Consider the following 16,151-nt stretch of genomic DNA (forward strand, 5'->3'; position numbering starts at 1 on the left):
AGCGTGGGTACAGGCTCTGCACGGCGTGCCCGTGCCAAGGCTTCCGACGCGGCGGTATTTTCAGTCAGGGGAAGAGCGGCGGTGGACATCAGTTGGCCTCGTTCTTTTTACGGCTCCAGGCTTGCAGAGCATTAATGGACAACAGCAGTGCGAAAGACAGCAGCAGCATGACCACAGCAATGGCCGTAGCACCCGCATAGTCGTATTGCTCCAGCTTGGTAATCATGAACAAGGGCGTGATTTCAGACACCATGGGCATATTGCCGGCGATGAAGATCACGGAACCGTATTCGCCGGTGGCGCGTGCAAAGGCCAGTGCAAATCCTGTCATCAATGCCGGCAGGATGGTCGGCAGGATCACCTTGGTGAAGGTCTGCCAGTGGCTGGCGCCCAGGCTGATTGCCGCTTCTTCCAGTTCTTTTTCGGCCTCTTCCAATACCGGTTGCACAGTGCGCACAACAAAAGGCAGGCCGATGAAGGTCAGCGCAACAACCACGCCCAGAGGTGTAAATGCAACCTTCAGGCCCAGCGGTTCCAGGTAATGCCCTATCCAGCCATTCGGCGAATACAGCGTGGCCAGGGTGATGCCGGCCACGGCGGTCGGCAGCGCAAAAGGCAGATCTACCACCGCGTCTATCAGTTTTTTGCCGGGGAATTTATAACGGACCAGTATCCAGGCGACGATGCCGCCAAAGAAAGTGTTCAGCGTGGCGGCGATCAGCGACGCGCCAAAAGTCAGCTTGTAAGAGGCGACTACCCGGTCTGAGGTCACGGTATTCCAGAATGCTTCCCAGGTCATGGTGAAGGTCTTCAGGAAGACCGCAGACAGGGGGATCAGCACGATCAGACCGAGGTAGAACAGCGTGAATCCCAGCGACAGATGAAAGCCGGGGATCACGCGGTGCGCCGTAGATTTGGTGAAAATACCAGCAGATGCCATTCGCGGCCTTATAACATATATGACTATGGAGTCACGATCATGGCAGTATTTTGTTATATGGAAAACGAATTTTTATGCATGTTGATAGAAGAAATATGCATAAAGGGCGCTCAAATCAGTATGTATTTGATAATTTAAGTGGCTTTTCTTGTGGAATAGCAAACAAAATCACGTAGCTGTCTCGGCAATGCCGGTATTTTCTGTTTTCTTGACTGCCAGGCTGGCTGCCGGCAGATCCAGCAAAAAACCTTGCAGGAAATAGTCGCTACCGGCGTGGTTGTCCTGGACGCTGGCCAGTTTTTCCTGGTTTTCCAGGCGTTTGAAGACCACACGGCTACCCGCTTTTGTCGCTTGTTCCAGCAGGCTGCGGTGAGCTTCTGTCGCAGTGGGATGATTGGCATCCAGTTTGATCACGTCGGGCCTGACCCTGTCCAGCAATTCCAGAGCCTGATGTGCGTCGCTGGCATTGATGCCTATGCGGAAGCCGTTGCGGCGGTAGTTGTCTGCCACGTGGTTCAGCACCCAGCGCTGGCTGGGGGTAATCTGCGGCAATTGCAAAACGATATGCTGGTGCGGCAGCTCCAGTATGTCCAGGATGCGGCGAAAGGCCATGCCGTGATTGCCTTCCACCGCCGCCAGCAGGCGGGTATGCACGGTCAGGTATAAATCCACGCCCTGGCTTTCGGGCTGCCGGTAAAAATTGATCGCATGCAGGATGCGGCACAGCCTGTCCAGCTCTACCGACTCATTGTCATTGGCAGCATGGTCCAGCAGCTTCCAGATGTTCAGGCCCTGGTCGTTGGCAGCATAGCTGCGCGCGTAGCCTTCATAGCCGATGACGCGGCGGTCCTGGCCTGAGCGTATGGCCTGGAAAGCGCTGGTCAGCGTGGAATTGAAATAACGCCCGCGTGCGCGGCCTTCTTCGTCCAGCCAGATATTGGTGCTGGCACCCTGGGTATTATATAAATGGGTCAGGTATTTTTGTAATGCGGGAGAGGGCATTGCTGCTCCTTGTTTGTTGCAGGGGGGGCGACGCTTGCCGCTGGTGTTTCCGCCGGTGCTTCAGATTCCAGCCTCGGCCCGGATAGGGCAAGGCCGGAAGTCTGCAGTGATCAGAGTTTTGCGATTGATACTTCGGTTGCCTTCACCAATGCCACTACTTCCGTACCTATTTCCAGGCCCAGATCCTTGACCGAGCGGGTAGTGATGACCGAGGTGACGATGCCGGCCGGTGTTTCCACATCGACTTCGGAGACGACCGAACCTTCGATGATGGCCTTGACCTTGCCTTTGAACTGATTGCGGACGTTGATTGCCTGGATACCCATGATGACTCCTGTGTGGTGTAACAAAAAAAGAAAAAACAAGCGGCTGGCTCAGCCTTGAAAAAAATTGCGGTGATCTGCAGGATCCAGCTAGTTCATACGGCCCAGTGCACCTGGCTGACCGTCTTCAGCAGAGAAAGGTCACCCAGCGGTGCATCCAGCGACTGGGCCGGACGTTTCAGTACGCGATCCAGGATCTTTTCCTCCAGCGCAGCAAAAGCCGGGTTGCCGCGTGCCCTGGGACGTGGAAGCGAGACCTGCTCATCCAACGTGATCTGGCCGTCTTCGATCAGAATTACGCGGTCAGCCAGTGCTATCGCCTCCTGGACGTCATGCGTGACCAGCAAGGCAGTAAAGCCGCGCTGCTGCCACAGTGATTCGATCAGGTTCTGCATCTCTATGCGGGTCAGCGCATCCAGCGCACCCAGCGGTTCATCCAGTAGCAACAGCGCCGGTTCATGCACCAATGCACGCGCCAAGGCGACACGCTGGCGCTGGCCGCCGGACAAGACTGAGGGCCATTCATCTGCGCGCTCGGCCAGGTCTACCTGGGCCAAGGCCCGCTTTGCCGCATCGCTGCCCTGCTTCAGGCCCAGCGAGACATTGTCCAGTACGCTCTTCCATGGCAACAGGCGCGAATCCTGGAACATCACGCGGGTATCCGGCCTGCTGTTCGGCACGCTGTTTACGCAACTGGCGCAGGTGATGGCTTGCGCATGCGGATTAAAGTCTATGTTGCCGGTGTCGGCGGTTTCCAATCCGGCAACCAGGCGCAGCAGCGTGCTTTTGCCGCATCCGCTGCGTCCTATCACGGCGACAAACTCGCCTGCTTTGACCTGCAGATCTATCGCCTTCAGCACGCGCCTGCCGCCGAAGGATTTTTGCAGGCCGCGCAGGCTCAGGCTTGCACCTGCTGATTTATTCTTTTTGGCTTGCACCAAGGGTGCGGGCTCCTGCTTTTCCTGGCCCTTGTCTTCCCAGTCGGCATCGAGCTCGCTTTTCAGGGCGGCGATGCTTTCTATGCGGGATGCGCTTCTCAACTGCGCGTGTTCTGCGGGAAAATGATTCATGCCTTGCTCCTGTTATAGGATGGATGCCAGCGCAGCCAATAGTGTTCCAGCGCGCGCGACAGCACATCGGCTAGTTTGCCCAGCAGCGCATACAGCAGGATGCCGACCAGCACCACATCGGTTTGCAGGAACTCACGCGCATTCATTGTCATATAGCCTATGCCGGCCTGTGCAGAGATGGTTTCCGCCACGATCAGCAATACCCACACCAGGCCCAGTGCGAAGCGCACGCCGACGAGGATGGATGGCAGGGCGCCCGGCAAGATCACATCGCGGTACAGTGCCCAGCCCGACAGGCCGTAGCTTTGTGCCATTTCTATCAGCCCCTTGTCCACCGAGCGTATGCCGTGGAAGGTATTCAGGTAGACGGGGAAAAATACGCCGACCGAGACCAGGAACAGCTTGGCCGTTTCATCAATGCCGAACCACAGTATCACCAGCGGTATCAGCGCCAGCGCCGGGATATTCCTAACCATCTGCAGCGACGTATCCAGCAGGGTCTCGGCGGACCTGAAGGTGCCGGTCAGCAGGCCCAGCAGCAACCCCAGCCCGCCGCCGGCCGCAAAACCGGACAGTGCGCGCCACAGGCTGGTTTTCGCATGCAGCCACATCTCACCGGAAGCGGCCAGCGTCCAGAACGCTTTGGCAACCGCCAGCGGTTCAGGCAGGATGCGGCTGGACAGCCAGCCCAGCTGGGATGAGGCTTGCCATACAATCAGCAACAGCAGCGGCACTGCCCACGGCAAGAAATGAGATAGCAATTCCCTTGCGTGCGACGCCCAGTTGATGCGGGGTGCAACATGTTCCATAGTTGCTCTGCCTGAGAGCAACTCTTCTGGAATGTCTGTGATAAATGGTCCCATCTTTTTCTCCTGCTATCCGATAAGGCTCGCGGCGGCCGAATGTCGCTTGGCGCGAACTACGACTGGCTCTGCAATTTGCCTTGCGCCTGCTGGGATGGGCTGGGGCGCGAGATAGGCACGATATTGTTGGCCATGATTTCTCCGAACGGCCCGGTGATGCTGGTGCTCTCGCCGGCGCCCGGAACTGCCTTGCCTATCAGCGGGAAAACCAGTTCTGCGAAACGGTAGGATTCTTCCAGATGCGGATAGCCGGACAGGATGAAGGTGTCTATACCCAGGGCCGCATACTCATGCATGCGTTCGGCGACGGTTTCCGGGTCGCCGACTAGTGCTGTGCCGGCACCGCCGCGCACCAGTCCTACGCCGGCCCACAGGTTGGGCGACACTTCCAGCTTGTCGCGCTTGCCGCCATGCAGGGCTGCCATGCGCTGCTGGCCGACCGAGTCCATCTTGGCAAACGAGGCCTGCGCCTTGGCGATGACTTCATCGTCCAGATGGCTGATCAGCTCATCGGCCGCTTTCCAGGCTGCCTCATTGGTTTCACGCACGATCACATGCAGGCGTATGCCAAAACGCAGTGTGCGCCCGTATTTGGCGGCGCGCGCGCGCATGTCGGCGATCTTTTCAGCTACCGCTGCCGGGGGTTCGCCCCAGGTCAGGTAGACGTCCACCTGCTCTGCCGCCAGCTCATGCGCCGGGCCGGAAGAGCCGCCAAAATACAGCGGAGGGTAGGGTTTTTGCACTGGCGGATACAGGGTTTTCGCGCCCTTGACCTTGATGTGCTTGCCGGAAAAATCATAGCCCTTGTCACCGCCTTCGCCGGACAATGCTGCGCGCCAGACGCGCAGGAATTCATCGGTGATTTCATAGCGTTCGGTGTGGTCCGCAAAGACCCCATCCGCTTCCAGCTCGCCCTGGTCGCCGCCGGTGACGACGTTGACCAGCAGGCGGCCATTGGACAGGCGGTCAAAAGTGGAAGCCATGCGTAGCGACAGGCCGGGGCTGCTGAGGCCGGGGCGGATCGCCACCAGGAATTTCAGGTTCTTTGTCGCGCCTATCAGGCTGGAGGCGACGACCCATGCATCTTCGCAAGAGCGGCCGGTAGGCAGCAATACGCCATCATAGCCCTGGGTATCGGCGGCAACCGCTACCTGCTTCAGGTAGTCGTAGTTGATATGGCGCGCGCCGCGCGAAGTTCCCAGATAGCGGCTGTCGCCGTGGGTAGGGATGAACCAGAAAACATTTAAACTCATGATCGTTCCTTTCTGTTTGCCGGGGCGGCGCCGCAGCGCCACCCCTGGAGGTCTGGAAGTGGTTAGTTATTAGTTACGTGCAGCAATCGCCGGGGACGCTGCGGGCGGCAGCCAGGCCGCATCCCTCACATTGATTTGCCTGGGGATCAGTTTTTGCTGAAAAAAATTGTCTGCCACTCTTTGCTGGTCTTCCAGCATGCTCTGGGTCAGGTACACTACCGGCGAGCGCGGCCGGCGCGTCAGGTAGGCGGATATCGTCGGCTGGTCCAGCCCCGTGCTGGCGGCAATCGCAGCGATGGCCTCCTTGCGGTTGGTCTGCACAAAGTTGTCGCTGCGCGTCAGTTCCTCAAACAGCAGGTGGATTATTTGCGGATATTTTTCTGCAAACGAGCGGCTGGACAGGTAGTAAGACAGGTTGTTCACCAGGTCTTTTCCGGTCGCCAGCACGCGCGGCTGCGCACTTTGCTCTATCGCGGCCCAGTAAGGATCCCAGATTGCCCAGGCATCTACGCTGCCGCGCTCAAAGGCGGCCCGCGCATCGGCCGGCGCCAGATAGATGGGGCTGATGTCGCTCCATTGCAGGCCGGCCTGCTGTACCGCGCGCAGCACATGGTAGTGCGCGCTGGAACCCTTCTGGAAGGCGATTTTCTTGCCCTTCAGGTCGGCCAGTGACTTGATCACAGAATCCGGTTTTACCAGGATGGCACTGACCGCCGGCTTGGCAGGCTCGGCGCCCACATACACCAGGCCGCTACCCGCCGCCTGCGCAAAAATCGGCGGCGGCTCGCCAGTGGTGGCAAAGTCTATGCTGCCGACTGACAAGGCTTCCAGCATTTGCGGGCCGGCAGTGAATTCAAACCAGGTCACCTTGGTGCCCTTCAACTGCTTTTCCAAGGCCTGCCTTTGCTTCAGCAGGGTCAGGTTGACTGAGCTTTTCTGGAAACCTATGCGCAATTCTTTCGGCGCATCGCTGATGGCTGGGGCTGCGGATGCAGACGATGCAGCCCACGCCAGATAGGGTGTCAAGGCAAGAGCTACTGCCAGCAGCAGGCTGCGGCGCAATGGGGAGAGGGTCTTCATCGTCTATTCCGGCGAGCTAGAGTTTGATGGCGACGACGGCATCCCTGATATTGATTTTTTTAGGAATCAATTTCAGATCGGCAAAGGCATCGGCGATGTTTTGCTGTTCCCGTATCACCTGTTCGCTAAGCGGTTTTACGCCGTAAGCGAAGCGCTTGGCCGCCAGTTCGACGATGCTCGGTTCCAGGCCCACTTGCGACGCCAGTTGTGCGGTCACATCGGCGGTGTTCTTGGAGCCCCATTCGTCTACCTTGACCAGTTCTTCCAGCGTAATGCGCAGGATGTCGGCGTTTTTTTGCGCATAGGGTCTCGCCGCGAGGTAAAACTGGTGGTTGCTGACCAGGCCCTGGCCGTCGACCAGGATGCGTGCGCCCAGTTGTTTTTCTGCTGCCGCAAAGAAAGGATCCCAGATCACCCAGGCGTCAACGCTGCCGCGCTCGAATGCGGCGCGCGCATCGGCCGGCGGCAGATAGATGGGCTCGATATCCTTGTAGGCGATACTGGCTTTTTCCAGGACCTTGAGCAGCAGGTAGTGCACATTGGAACCCTTGTTCAGCGCGATCTTCTTGCCTTTCAGATCGGCGGCGGTCTTCAACGGAGAGTTCTTGGGAACGATCACTGCTTCGCCTGCCGGTGCGGGCGGTTCGTGGCCCACATACACCAGGTCGGCGCCGGCCGCCTGCGCAAAAATGGGAGGCGCTTCGCCGGTAGTGCCGAAATCCACGCTGCCCACATTCAGGCCTTCCAGCAACTGGGGACCTGCCGGGAATTCTATCCACTTCAGTTGTATGCCTTGCTGTGCCAGGCGCTTGTCCAGCGCGCCTGTGGCTTTCAGCAAGGTCAGCGTGCCGTATTTTTGATAGCCTATGCGCAGAGTGCCGGCCGCTGCTTTGCCTTGTGCCAGGGCCAGCGCGGGCAGACCACCGGCGAAGCCTCCCAAAGCACCCAGCGTGGCCGCTGATAGCAGACCCAAAGCCTGGCGCCTGGTTTTCCTTTTATCGTCTTTAAAATTGTTCATGGTCGTCCAGTTCTACATTCGCAGTGTTGAGATCACAATTTCAATTTTTCAGGCAAGCCGTCCCCCTGCAGCACGATGCCGCCAGAAATGGGCTTGTGGATCAGTTGTAGTGCAGTGGTGACGCAGTTGCGGCAAGGCCGGGGTACCGGCCTCTGGGTTTGCTAGGCGCTACATCGCAGTTGCGTGAATTGAACTGCGTCGAAATTATTACCCTGGTTGCGCAAGGCAATCAGACTGTGGGTAAGGTGGCTGATGCCCTCGGTGATGCGCTGGGCTATCGTCGTATCGATATTCAGGCCGTACTCTTCCGACCATTCTATCTGTGCATCGGTGGCATAAATACTGGGCAGGATATGCTTGGCGGCGAGTGAAGCCAGCACCGGGCGCAATGCGTAGTCCAGCGCCAGCATATGCGACTGGCTACCGCCGGTTGCCAGCGGCAGCACCAGTTTCCCACTCAGGCCGTCTTGCGGCAAGATATCCAGGAAGGTTTTCAATACGCCGCTATAAGCGGCCTTGTACACGGGGGTGCTGACGACGACCGCGTCCGCCTGTGCCACCAGCGCTTTTGCCGCACGCAGTTCATCATTGTTGAAGTCGGCATGCAGCAGCGCCTGGGCCGGCAAATCCCTTGCTTGCACCCTGGCAGTGCGGTAACCCAGCTCATTCAGCCTGTCTCCTACATGATGCAGCAGGCGGGTAGAGCGTGAAGGGTTGGACGGACTTCCAGAGAGCAGCAGGATATTCATGTCATCTCACTAAACTTGAGTGCTTGAGTGTAATAAGCGGCGCGCTTATTTTTTACCCGGTTGATAAATCTGGTCGAAGATGCCGCCATCCGCGAAATGTTCTTTTTGCGCCTTGGTCCAGCCGCCGAAAGTGTCATCTATCGTAAACAGCTTCACATTTGGAAATTGCGACGCATATTTTTTCGATGCTTTTTCCGTTGTTGGGCGGTAGTAGTTTTTCGCGATGATTTCCTGGCCTTCGTCGGTGTACAGGAAGTTCAGATAGGCTTCTGCCACTTTACGGGTGCCGCGGCGGTCAGCTACCTTGTCAACTACAGCGACCGAAGGTTCGGCGAGGATACTGGTGGACGGCGCTACGATCTCGACCTTGTCCGGGCCCAGCTCCTTGATTGCCAGCAGTGCTTCATTTTCCCAGGCCAGCAATACGTCGCCTATGCCGCGCTCCACAAAGGTGGTAGTTGCGCCGCGTGCGCCGGAATCCAGTACCGGTACGTTTTTATACAGCTTGCTCAGGAATTCCTTGGCTGTGGCCGGGCTGCCGCCCGGTTGTTTCAAAGCATAGCCCCAGGCTGCCAGATGGTTCCAGCGGGCGCCGCCTGAGGTTTTCGGGTTCGGTGTAATGACGGAAACGCCAGGCTTGACCAGGTCGTTCCAGTCCTTGATACCTTTGGGATTACCTTTGCGTACCAGGAAGACAATGGTCGATGAATAAGGCGAGCTATTGTGAGGCAGTTTCTTTTGCCATTCCTTGGAAGTCAGGCCGCGCTCGGCGATGGCATCGGTATCATAGGCCAGCGCCAGTGTGACGACGTCAGCATCCAGGCCGTCAATGACCGCGCGTGCCTGCTTGCCGGAACCGCCATGCGATTGCTTGATGGTGACGTTGTCGCCAGTCTTGGCTTTCCACTGCTTGGCAAATGCCTGATTTACGTCCTGATACAGTTCGCGGGTAGGATCATAGGAAACGTTCAAAAGGGATATGTCGGCGGCGTGCGCGGAGATATTGCCGATTACAGCGATAGAGGCGGCCAGGAACAGGTGTTTCAGTTTCATCTGCAATTTTCCTTGTTGTCGTTTTGTCGGAAGGCCGGCGAGGCCTGCCGAAAATAAAATTTGAGGAATGTAGATTAATGCGGCGCAAGTGAAACAAGAACTAATAGTTTCGCGGTTTGATATGCGTTTTTCGTATATGAGGGATCGGGCTGGCTGAATTATTTAATCTAGGAATGAGGTCGGCGGGCTTGAATTGATATCAAGATTGATGTCAAGACGCAAATAAACACGTAAATAAAAATGGCCCGCTCGTCGGAGGGGCCGCTATGGGGGCAATCAGGTTTTACAGCGTGCGTGCCGGCAGGACGGTACCGCTGACTTCGCCGAAACCTATGCGGGCGCAGCCGGGTTTATGGGCCCATCCACGCAGGATCACGGTATCGCCATCCTCGATAAAGATGCGTTTCTCGCCGCCCGGAAAGCTGATCGCCTCCTTGCCGCCGCCGGTCAGCTCCAGCAGCGAACCCGCTTCTGACGGTTGCGGGCCGGACTGGGTGCCGGATCCCAGCAAGTCGCCGGGGCGCAAATTGCAGCCATTCACCGTATGATGGGTGAGCAACTGCGATACGCTCCAGTAAGAATGGCGGAAGTTGGATTGGGACAGGCTTTGCGCGGCCACGCCTTGCTCGCGCATGGCTTGGGTTTGCAATGACACCTGCAATTGAACGTCAAATGCACCGTGCGTGCGCAAATCGGCGGAATCCAGATAGGCCATGGGCTGAGGATCGGCCTGCTCCCTGTCCCATGCCAGCCTGTAGGGCGCCAGCGCTTCCAGCGTGACTATCCATGGCGAGATGGTGGAGGCGAAGTTCTTGGCCAGGAAAGGTCCCAGCGGCTGGTATTCCCAGGCCTGGATATCACGCGCCGACCAGTCATTCAGCAGGCACAGGCCGAATACATGCGATTCCGCCTGATCAATAGTGACGGCATCACCCAGCTCATTGCCCTTGCCGACAAAGATGCCGATTTCCAGTTCATAGTCCAGCCGTTTGCTGGGGCCGAATACCGGAGTATCCGAGGTCGGCGGCTTGGTTTGTCCCAGCGGGCGGCGGAACTGCTGGCCGGACACGCCTATCGATGAAGAGCGGCCGTGGTAACCGATCGGCACCCATTTGTAATTGGGCAGCAATGGATTATCCGGACGGAACAGTTTGCCTATCGCAGTGGCGTGGTGGACCGAGGTATAAAAATCTGTGTAGTCGCCGATCTGCGCCGGCAGGCCATATTCAGCATCACTCTGGGGAACCAGTGCGCTGCGCAGGCTGGCTTCCTGTTGCGCTCCTGCGCGCAGGATACGCGACAGCGCCAGGCGTAGGGCGGACCAGGTTTCTGCTCCCAGGCCCATCAAGGCATTCAGGCTATTGCTTTGCAGGGCCAGCGCGACTTCGGTGCTTTGCAAGGACGGAAATCCGCTGAAGGCATTTGCCGCGTAGGCTGCATGCAGGTCCAGGATCTGGTCGCCGATGGCGACGCCTATGTGAAAATCTCCACCGGCCTTGCTGCGAAATACTGCGAACGGCAGGTTCTGTATGGGGAAATCGCTGTCCGGCTGGTTGGCCGAGGCCACCCAGCTACCTAGTTTCACATCATGGGTTTCATTCAATTGCACGGTCATTATGCTTGCTCCGGATTAAAGTTCTTTTGTATGCCCATCCAGCACTGGTAGTAGTCGTTCTGCAGTTGCGGCGAGGCCAGCGCATAGGCGGTTGGGCGTATCACGTGCCGGGTTTCAAACATGAAGGCCATCGTGTTATCTACCTTGTGCGGCGCTGTGGTATCGGCATTGCTGGCCTTGTCAAAGGTCGGCGCGTCAGGGCCGTGGCCGCTCATGCAGTTATGCAGGCTGGCGCCGCCGGGACGGAAGCCGGCCGATTTCGCATCATACTGGCCGTGGATCAGGCCCATGAATTCGCTGGCGATATTGCGATGGAACCAGGGCGGGCGGAAAGTATTTTCCGCAGCCAGCCAGCGCGGCGGGAAAATCACGAAGTCCAGCGTGTCCACGCCCGGCGTATCGCTGGGCGCCTGCAGTACCAGGAAGATGGATGGGTCAGGATGGTCATAGCTGATCGAGCCTATGGTATTGAAATGGCGCAGATCATATTTATACGGCGCGTAGTTGCCGTGCCAGGCCACTACATCCAGCGGCGAATGGTCTATCTTTGCGCTCCACAGATTGCCGCTGAACTTGGCGATCAGCTCGAAACTGCCTTCGCGGTCTTCATAGCTGGCATGCGGAGTCTGGAAGTCACGCGGATTGGCCAGGCCATTGGAGCCTATCACTCCCAGGTCGGGCAGGCGCAGCAAGGCGCCGAAGTTTTCGCAGATATAGCCGCGCGCCTCGCCATCCGGCAGGCTGACCTGGAAGCGTATGCCGCGCGGTATGACCGCTATTTCCTGCGGCTCCAGGTCGATAATGCCCAGTTCGGTGCGTAATTGCAGCCGCCCCTGCTGAGGCACGATCAGCAATTCGCCGTCGGCGGAATAGAAAAACTTGTCCGTCATGTCGCGGTTTGCCGCGTACAGGTGGATAGCACAGCCGCTTTGTGCATCCGGCGAGCCGTTGCCTGCCATCGTGATCCAGCCCTGGATGAAGTCGCTTGCTTCGGCAGGCATAGGCAACGGGTCCCAGCGCAACTGGTTGGGCGGTGCTGCTATCTGGTCAAACTGGCTGACGATGCCGCGGTTACTGATTTGCTGAAACGGATGATGCATCGCTGCCGGGCGTATCCGGTACAGCCAGGAGCGGCGGTTATGGTGGCGCGGCGCAGTAAAAGCCGTGCCGGACACTTGCTCTGCATACAGGCCATAGGCCACTTTTTGCGGGGAATTCTGGTTTTTCGGCAATGCACCGGGCAGGGCCTCGGTGGCGAATTCATTTGCAAAGCCGGTCTGGTAGGCCAGTTTGCCGGTTTGCAAGGGGGAGGCTAGGGAGGCTTGGCGGCCCTCGGTCATCGTATTCATGGCTTTCCTTTGCTGCTAGCTGTGTGAACACTAGTTGAGCGCTGTTTGAGTACTAATTGAGTGCTAATACTTTAGTGCAAAGTGCAGCCTTTTACGCTATAAATAGATAAATGTAGCCCATTGATATTATGAATAATAGGTAAAAGATGATAGAACCCAGAGAGCTGGACCTGAACTTGCTGGTGGTATTCCAGGAAATATTCCAGCAAAAGCAGATATCGGCGGTTGCCCGCAAGCTGGGCCTGTCGCAGCCGGCGGTCAGCAATGCGCTGGCCCGCCTGCGGCGCAGCTTTGGCGATGAGTTGTTTGTGCGTACTGCGCTGGGCATGCAGGCTACGCCGTTTGCCGAGCAACTGGCTGAACCTATAGGTGCTGCGCTGGAGCAAGTCAGGCTGGCGTTGAACCGGCATGAGCATTTTGATGCAGGAAGTAGCCGCCGCCATTTCACGATAGCGATGACCGATGTCGGCGAGGTGTATTTCATGCCCGTGCTGGTGGAAAAATGCCGGCAGTTTGCGCCGCAACTGAAGATCAGTACGGTGCGGGCCAGTAGCGTGGACCTGAAGGCAGAGATGGAGGCGGGGCGGGTCGATCTGGCGATAGGCGCGTTTGATGACGTGTCGGAAGCGCTCTACCAGCGCCGCCTGTTCAAGCAGGACTACGTCTGCATGCTGCGTGCCGGCCATCCCCTGGCAAAAGCAAAGCTGACATTGAAGGATTTCCTGGCTGCCCCGCATCTGATCGTCGCATCGATGGAAAGCCCTTACGACAGCATCAACCAGAGCCTGGAAAAAGCCGGTGTGAAGGATGTTTCGCAGTTTAGCGTGCCGCACTTTGTTGCTGTTCCTTATATTGTTAGTACGACCGATCTGCTGGTGACTGTGCCGCAAAAACTGGCGGAGCGGGCAGCAGCTCCCTTCAATCTGCACTATGTAAAACCGCCGCTGCGCTTGCCTTCGCTGCAAACCAATATGTTCTGGCACCGGCGCTACAACCAGGACGAGGGTAGCCAGTGGCTGAGGGGATTCATCGCCGAGCATTTTGCCGAGTGATTGCCGAGGTGCGGAGGCGCGTTGCGGCGATGCTGCCGCCCTGAATTGAAAGATGAAATAAAATTATTTTTAAAATAGCTTGATATTTAATAGTGCACTATATATAATTCAAAACATCGAAACACAGGCAGCACGGCCGGGCCGTCTTTCCCTTGATGTGTCTCAGATGCTGATGGTTCGAGAACTTTGTAGTAAAGAGTAAATGAGAAGGCGCGGGAGTTTGCGCCACTTTTAATCTCAAATATATAGTGCGCTATATAGTAGTTGGCGATAATAAATGAGGGGCGCCTCTTGCGGAGAAAAGTAAAAGGCGGCAACTCATTGAAGTTTATTGAAGCAGCTTGGCATTAACCAATATTCACTCATTCATCATTAAGCACTAGGCTAAAAGGAAATAATCATGAAATCCATCAAAAACGCACTGGCAGTGACAGCAATCGGTGTTTCCCTCGCCGCCATCGGCAACGCAAACGCAGCGGGCAGCCCCGGCGTAGAGGTCCACACCCAGGCTTTCCTGCAGGCGCTGGAAGCGGGAGGCGGCAAGCCTTTGGAGCAACTGTCGCCTGCAGACGCGCGCGCCATACTGGTAGGCGCGCAGGCAGGTGTCAAGCTGACATTGCCAAAAGCGGACGTATCGGAAAAAACCATCAAGGTGGATGGCGCTGACGTGAAATTGACCATTGTGCGTCCTGCAGGTGTCAGCAAGACGCTGCCGGCCTTCATGTTTTTCCATGGTGGCGGCTGGGTGCTCGGCGATTTCCCTACCCATGAACGCCTGGTACGTGACCTGGTCGCCAACTCCGGTGCGGTTGCGGTATTCGTCAACTACACGCCATCCCCGGAAGCCGGCTATGGCGTCGCAATCAACCAGGCTTATGGCGCCACAAAATGGGTTGCCGAGCACGGCAAGGAAATCAAGGTGGATGGCAACCGCCTGGCGGTAGCGGGCAATAGCGTAGGCGGCAACATGGCAACGGTGGTTGCATTGATGGCGAAAGACAAAGGCGGACCAAGCCTGAGGTTCCAGGCATTGTTATGGCCGGTCACCGACAGCAACTTCGACACCGCCTCGTATGCACAATTTGCCGAAGGCCACTTCCTGACACGCAATATGATGAAATGGTTCTGGGACAACTACACCACTGACGCCGCAAAACGTAACGAGATCTATGCATCGCCATTGAAAGCAACGACAGCGCAACTGAAAGGCCTGCCGCCGACGCTGATTGAAACAGCAGAGTTCGACGTATTGCGCGACGAAGGTGAAGCTTACGGCCACAAGCTGGACGCTGCCGGTGTGCAGGTTACCAGCGTACGCTACAGCGGCATGATTCACGACTTCGGTTTGCTGAATGTGATCAGCGATGTACCGGCAGTAAAAGCTGCAATGCGCCAAGCCGGTGAAGAACTGAAAGTACACCTGAAATAAGCAGTTAATCCCCATCAAATACATAGCTTGCTACTTAGTAGTGAGCTATGTTGAAGATAAATCAACCCAAATCAAATTAAGGAGCTTCAAATGAAAACCGCAACTCTCTTCGCAGCAGCATTGATATCCGTTACAGCCAGCAATCTGGTGTTCGCCCAATATAACGGTCCCAATTTTGGTTCCAATGCCGGTCCATACACCGGCATGGGCGTAACCCGCGCCCAGGTAAGCGCTGATCTCGATCAGGCCCGCGCCAACGGCGAATTAAAACTTGGCGATGAATATCACTATGCACCTGCCAAACAAGCTAGCGCAGGTAAAACACGCGCTGAAGTCCTTGCCGAACTGGAACAGGCGCGCAAAGATGGCAAGTTAGCTGTCGGCGATGCTTCCTATCCGAGTCAGCCAGCGCAGACTTCCGACCGTTATCGTTACGAAGTGCGTTCACAGTCGGTGTCGGCGGACAAACTGAGCTCTTACAATAAACCCTTGGAATACCGCAATTGATAGTGGATGATTGCAAGAGCATCCATGCTCCCGGGAAGAAGATAAAAAAACGGCCGGAATTCACCGGCCGATTTTTTTATGAGCAAACTTCATGAACAAGTACAAGACTTCGCTGACACAGGGTAGAGTTAGCACAGCGAGCCATCGGCGCAATCGGTATGGCTTAGTAGGTGACAGTCACAACTACGGAATCGGTAAAGGTGCCAAGCGTACTCGGATTTTGTCCAGAAGGAATGCGTGCATACACGCTGCTGTTCGCAGTCGAACCGGTGCCGACCAAGGGCATGCCCGTCGCAGGCGTATTGCCCCAGGTGGTAGAACGGCTTGCATCCTTGTACAGCGAATAATTGAGGAAGACCGGTGTAGTGCCGCCGCTGGACAGGCGGCGCACTGGTGTAGAGTCTGTTGAGCCTGCTGCTGCATGCGCTCCCTGGTCGAGAGTAATGACGGCGGGCACCGATAAAGAGCAACTGGTGCTGATCGAGGCGGTGACGTCCTGGTTGGCCGCAGCATTTGCATTGAGTGGATCGTAAGTCGTGGTGAAGCCGCTGGCACTTACTGTGCAGCTATTATTGACTGTGACTGTATTCACCATGGTTGCGGTGACCGTTGCCGCGTACAGTAGCCGGCTCGTTCCCAAGACCGCAGTACCCATTACAAAAACTATGGCAACTCTTTTCAGATAATTGCTCTTCATATACCACCCCAGCATTACGGAACGGCCGCTGCCTTCAACGCACCAACTCCAGTTCTTGTTGTTCGTTTAAGTATTACGGGTCCCGCCATATATAAAATTTCCTCACTGAATTTATGGTAAGTGCAAACCAGTTTGGCCACAAGCGCTATCC

Annotated in this window: 16 protein-coding genes; 3 read left to right on the forward strand and 13 right to left on the reverse strand. The window is 56.8% G+C overall.

Translation table 11 applies throughout. The features are described from left to right. Positions 1 to 88: 88 nt before the first annotated feature. The 12 genes from cysT to hmgA form a co-directional block, all read right to left on the reverse strand. A complete protein-coding gene (cysT, locus tag IEW12_RS25670; protein WP_188568999.1) occupies positions 89 to 940 on the reverse strand; it encodes a sulfate ABC transporter permease subunit CysT in 852 nt (283 codons plus the stop codon). A 168-nt stretch (positions 941 to 1,108) separates the two neighbouring features. Beyond that, positions 1,109 to 1,942, reverse strand: coding sequence for an EAL domain-containing protein (locus tag IEW12_RS25675; protein ID WP_188569000.1), 834 nt, complete (start codon positions 1,940 to 1,942; stop codon positions 1,109 to 1,111). Between the two features lie 110 nt (positions 1,943 to 2,052). After that, positions 2,053 to 2,268, reverse strand: a complete 216-nt coding sequence (locus IEW12_RS25680) for a TOBE domain-containing protein (RefSeq protein WP_188569001.1) — start codon at positions 2,266 to 2,268, stop codon at positions 2,053 to 2,055. A 92-nt stretch (positions 2,269 to 2,360) separates the two neighbouring features. Continuing rightward, the gene (locus tag IEW12_RS25685; RefSeq protein WP_188569002.1) at positions 2,361 to 3,335 is read right to left on the reverse strand and encodes an ATP-binding cassette domain-containing protein; all 975 of its coding nucleotides are present in this window, start codon (positions 3,333 to 3,335) and stop codon (positions 2,361 to 2,363) included. Continuing rightward, on the reverse strand, positions 3,332 to 4,144 hold the full coding sequence (ssuC, locus tag IEW12_RS25690; RefSeq protein ID WP_188569131.1) for an aliphatic sulfonate ABC transporter permease SsuC: 813 nt from the start codon (positions 4,142 to 4,144) through the stop codon (positions 3,332 to 3,334). Before ssuC ends, IEW12_RS25685 begins: the two co-directional genes overlap by 4 nt. A 110-nt stretch (positions 4,145 to 4,254) precedes the next feature. Then, positions 4,255 to 5,451, reverse strand: coding sequence for an FMNH2-dependent alkanesulfonate monooxygenase (gene ssuD / locus IEW12_RS25695; protein WP_188569003.1), 1,197 nt, complete (start codon positions 5,449 to 5,451; stop codon positions 4,255 to 4,257). Between the two features lie 69 nt (positions 5,452 to 5,520). Next, complete coding sequence (locus tag IEW12_RS25700; RefSeq protein WP_188569004.1) at positions 5,521 to 6,531, reverse strand: sulfonate ABC transporter substrate-binding protein; 1,011 nt, start codon at positions 6,529 to 6,531, stop codon at positions 5,521 to 5,523. 16 nt (positions 6,532 to 6,547) lie between these two features. Beyond that, positions 6,548 to 7,549 (reverse strand): sulfonate ABC transporter substrate-binding protein, encoded by a 1,002-nt coding sequence (locus IEW12_RS25705; protein ID WP_188569005.1) that lies wholly within the window; start codon positions 7,547 to 7,549, stop codon positions 6,548 to 6,550. Between the two features lie 161 nt (positions 7,550 to 7,710). Then, on the reverse strand, positions 7,711 to 8,298 hold the full coding sequence (gene ssuE, locus IEW12_RS25710) for an NADPH-dependent FMN reductase (protein WP_188569006.1): 588 nt from the start codon (positions 8,296 to 8,298) through the stop codon (positions 7,711 to 7,713). A gap of 45 nt (positions 8,299 to 8,343) precedes the next feature. Then, the gene (locus IEW12_RS25715) at positions 8,344 to 9,351 is read right to left on the reverse strand and encodes a sulfate ABC transporter substrate-binding protein (protein WP_188569007.1); all 1,008 of its coding nucleotides are present in this window, start codon (positions 9,349 to 9,351) and stop codon (positions 8,344 to 8,346) included. Positions 9,352 to 9,634: 283 nt separating this feature from the next. Beyond that, positions 9,635 to 10,966, reverse strand: coding sequence for a fumarylacetoacetase (gene fahA / locus IEW12_RS25720; RefSeq protein ID WP_188569008.1), 1,332 nt, complete (start codon positions 10,964 to 10,966; stop codon positions 9,635 to 9,637). Next, a complete protein-coding gene (gene hmgA, locus IEW12_RS25725) occupies positions 10,966 to 12,306 on the reverse strand; it encodes a homogentisate 1,2-dioxygenase (RefSeq protein ID WP_229751367.1) in 1,341 nt (446 codons plus the stop codon). Before hmgA ends, fahA begins: the two co-directional genes overlap by 1 nt. Before the next feature lie 155 nt (positions 12,307 to 12,461). On the opposite strand from hmgA, the gene IEW12_RS25730 reads away from it, so the two are divergent. The 3 genes from IEW12_RS25730 to IEW12_RS25740 all read left to right on the forward strand — a co-directional run bounded on the left by IEW12_RS25730 (position 12,462) and on the right by IEW12_RS25740 (position 15,303). Then, positions 12,462 to 13,367 (forward strand): LysR family transcriptional regulator, encoded by a 906-nt coding sequence (locus tag IEW12_RS25730; protein WP_188569010.1) that lies wholly within the window; start codon positions 12,462 to 12,464, stop codon positions 13,365 to 13,367. Between the two features lie 400 nt (positions 13,368 to 13,767). Then, complete coding sequence (locus IEW12_RS25735; protein ID WP_188569011.1) at positions 13,768 to 14,796, forward strand: alpha/beta hydrolase; 1,029 nt, start codon at positions 13,768 to 13,770, stop codon at positions 14,794 to 14,796. A 90-nt stretch (positions 14,797 to 14,886) separates the two neighbouring features. Continuing rightward, positions 14,887 to 15,303, forward strand: a complete 417-nt coding sequence (locus IEW12_RS25740) for a DUF4148 domain-containing protein (RefSeq protein ID WP_188569012.1) — start codon at positions 14,887 to 14,889, stop codon at positions 15,301 to 15,303. Between the two features lie 163 nt (positions 15,304 to 15,466). Here the strand turns inward: IEW12_RS25740 and IEW12_RS25745 are convergent, their stop codons facing one another. Further along, a complete protein-coding gene (locus IEW12_RS25745) occupies positions 15,467 to 16,000 on the reverse strand; it encodes a Csu type fimbrial protein (RefSeq protein ID WP_188569013.1) in 534 nt (177 codons plus the stop codon). Positions 16,001 to 16,151: the final 151 nt, after the last annotated feature.

The sequence above is a fragment of the Parundibacterium terreum genome (genome assembly GCF_014636315.1).
GTDB lineage: Bacteria > Pseudomonadota > Gammaproteobacteria > Burkholderiales > Burkholderiaceae_D > Undibacterium > Undibacterium terreum.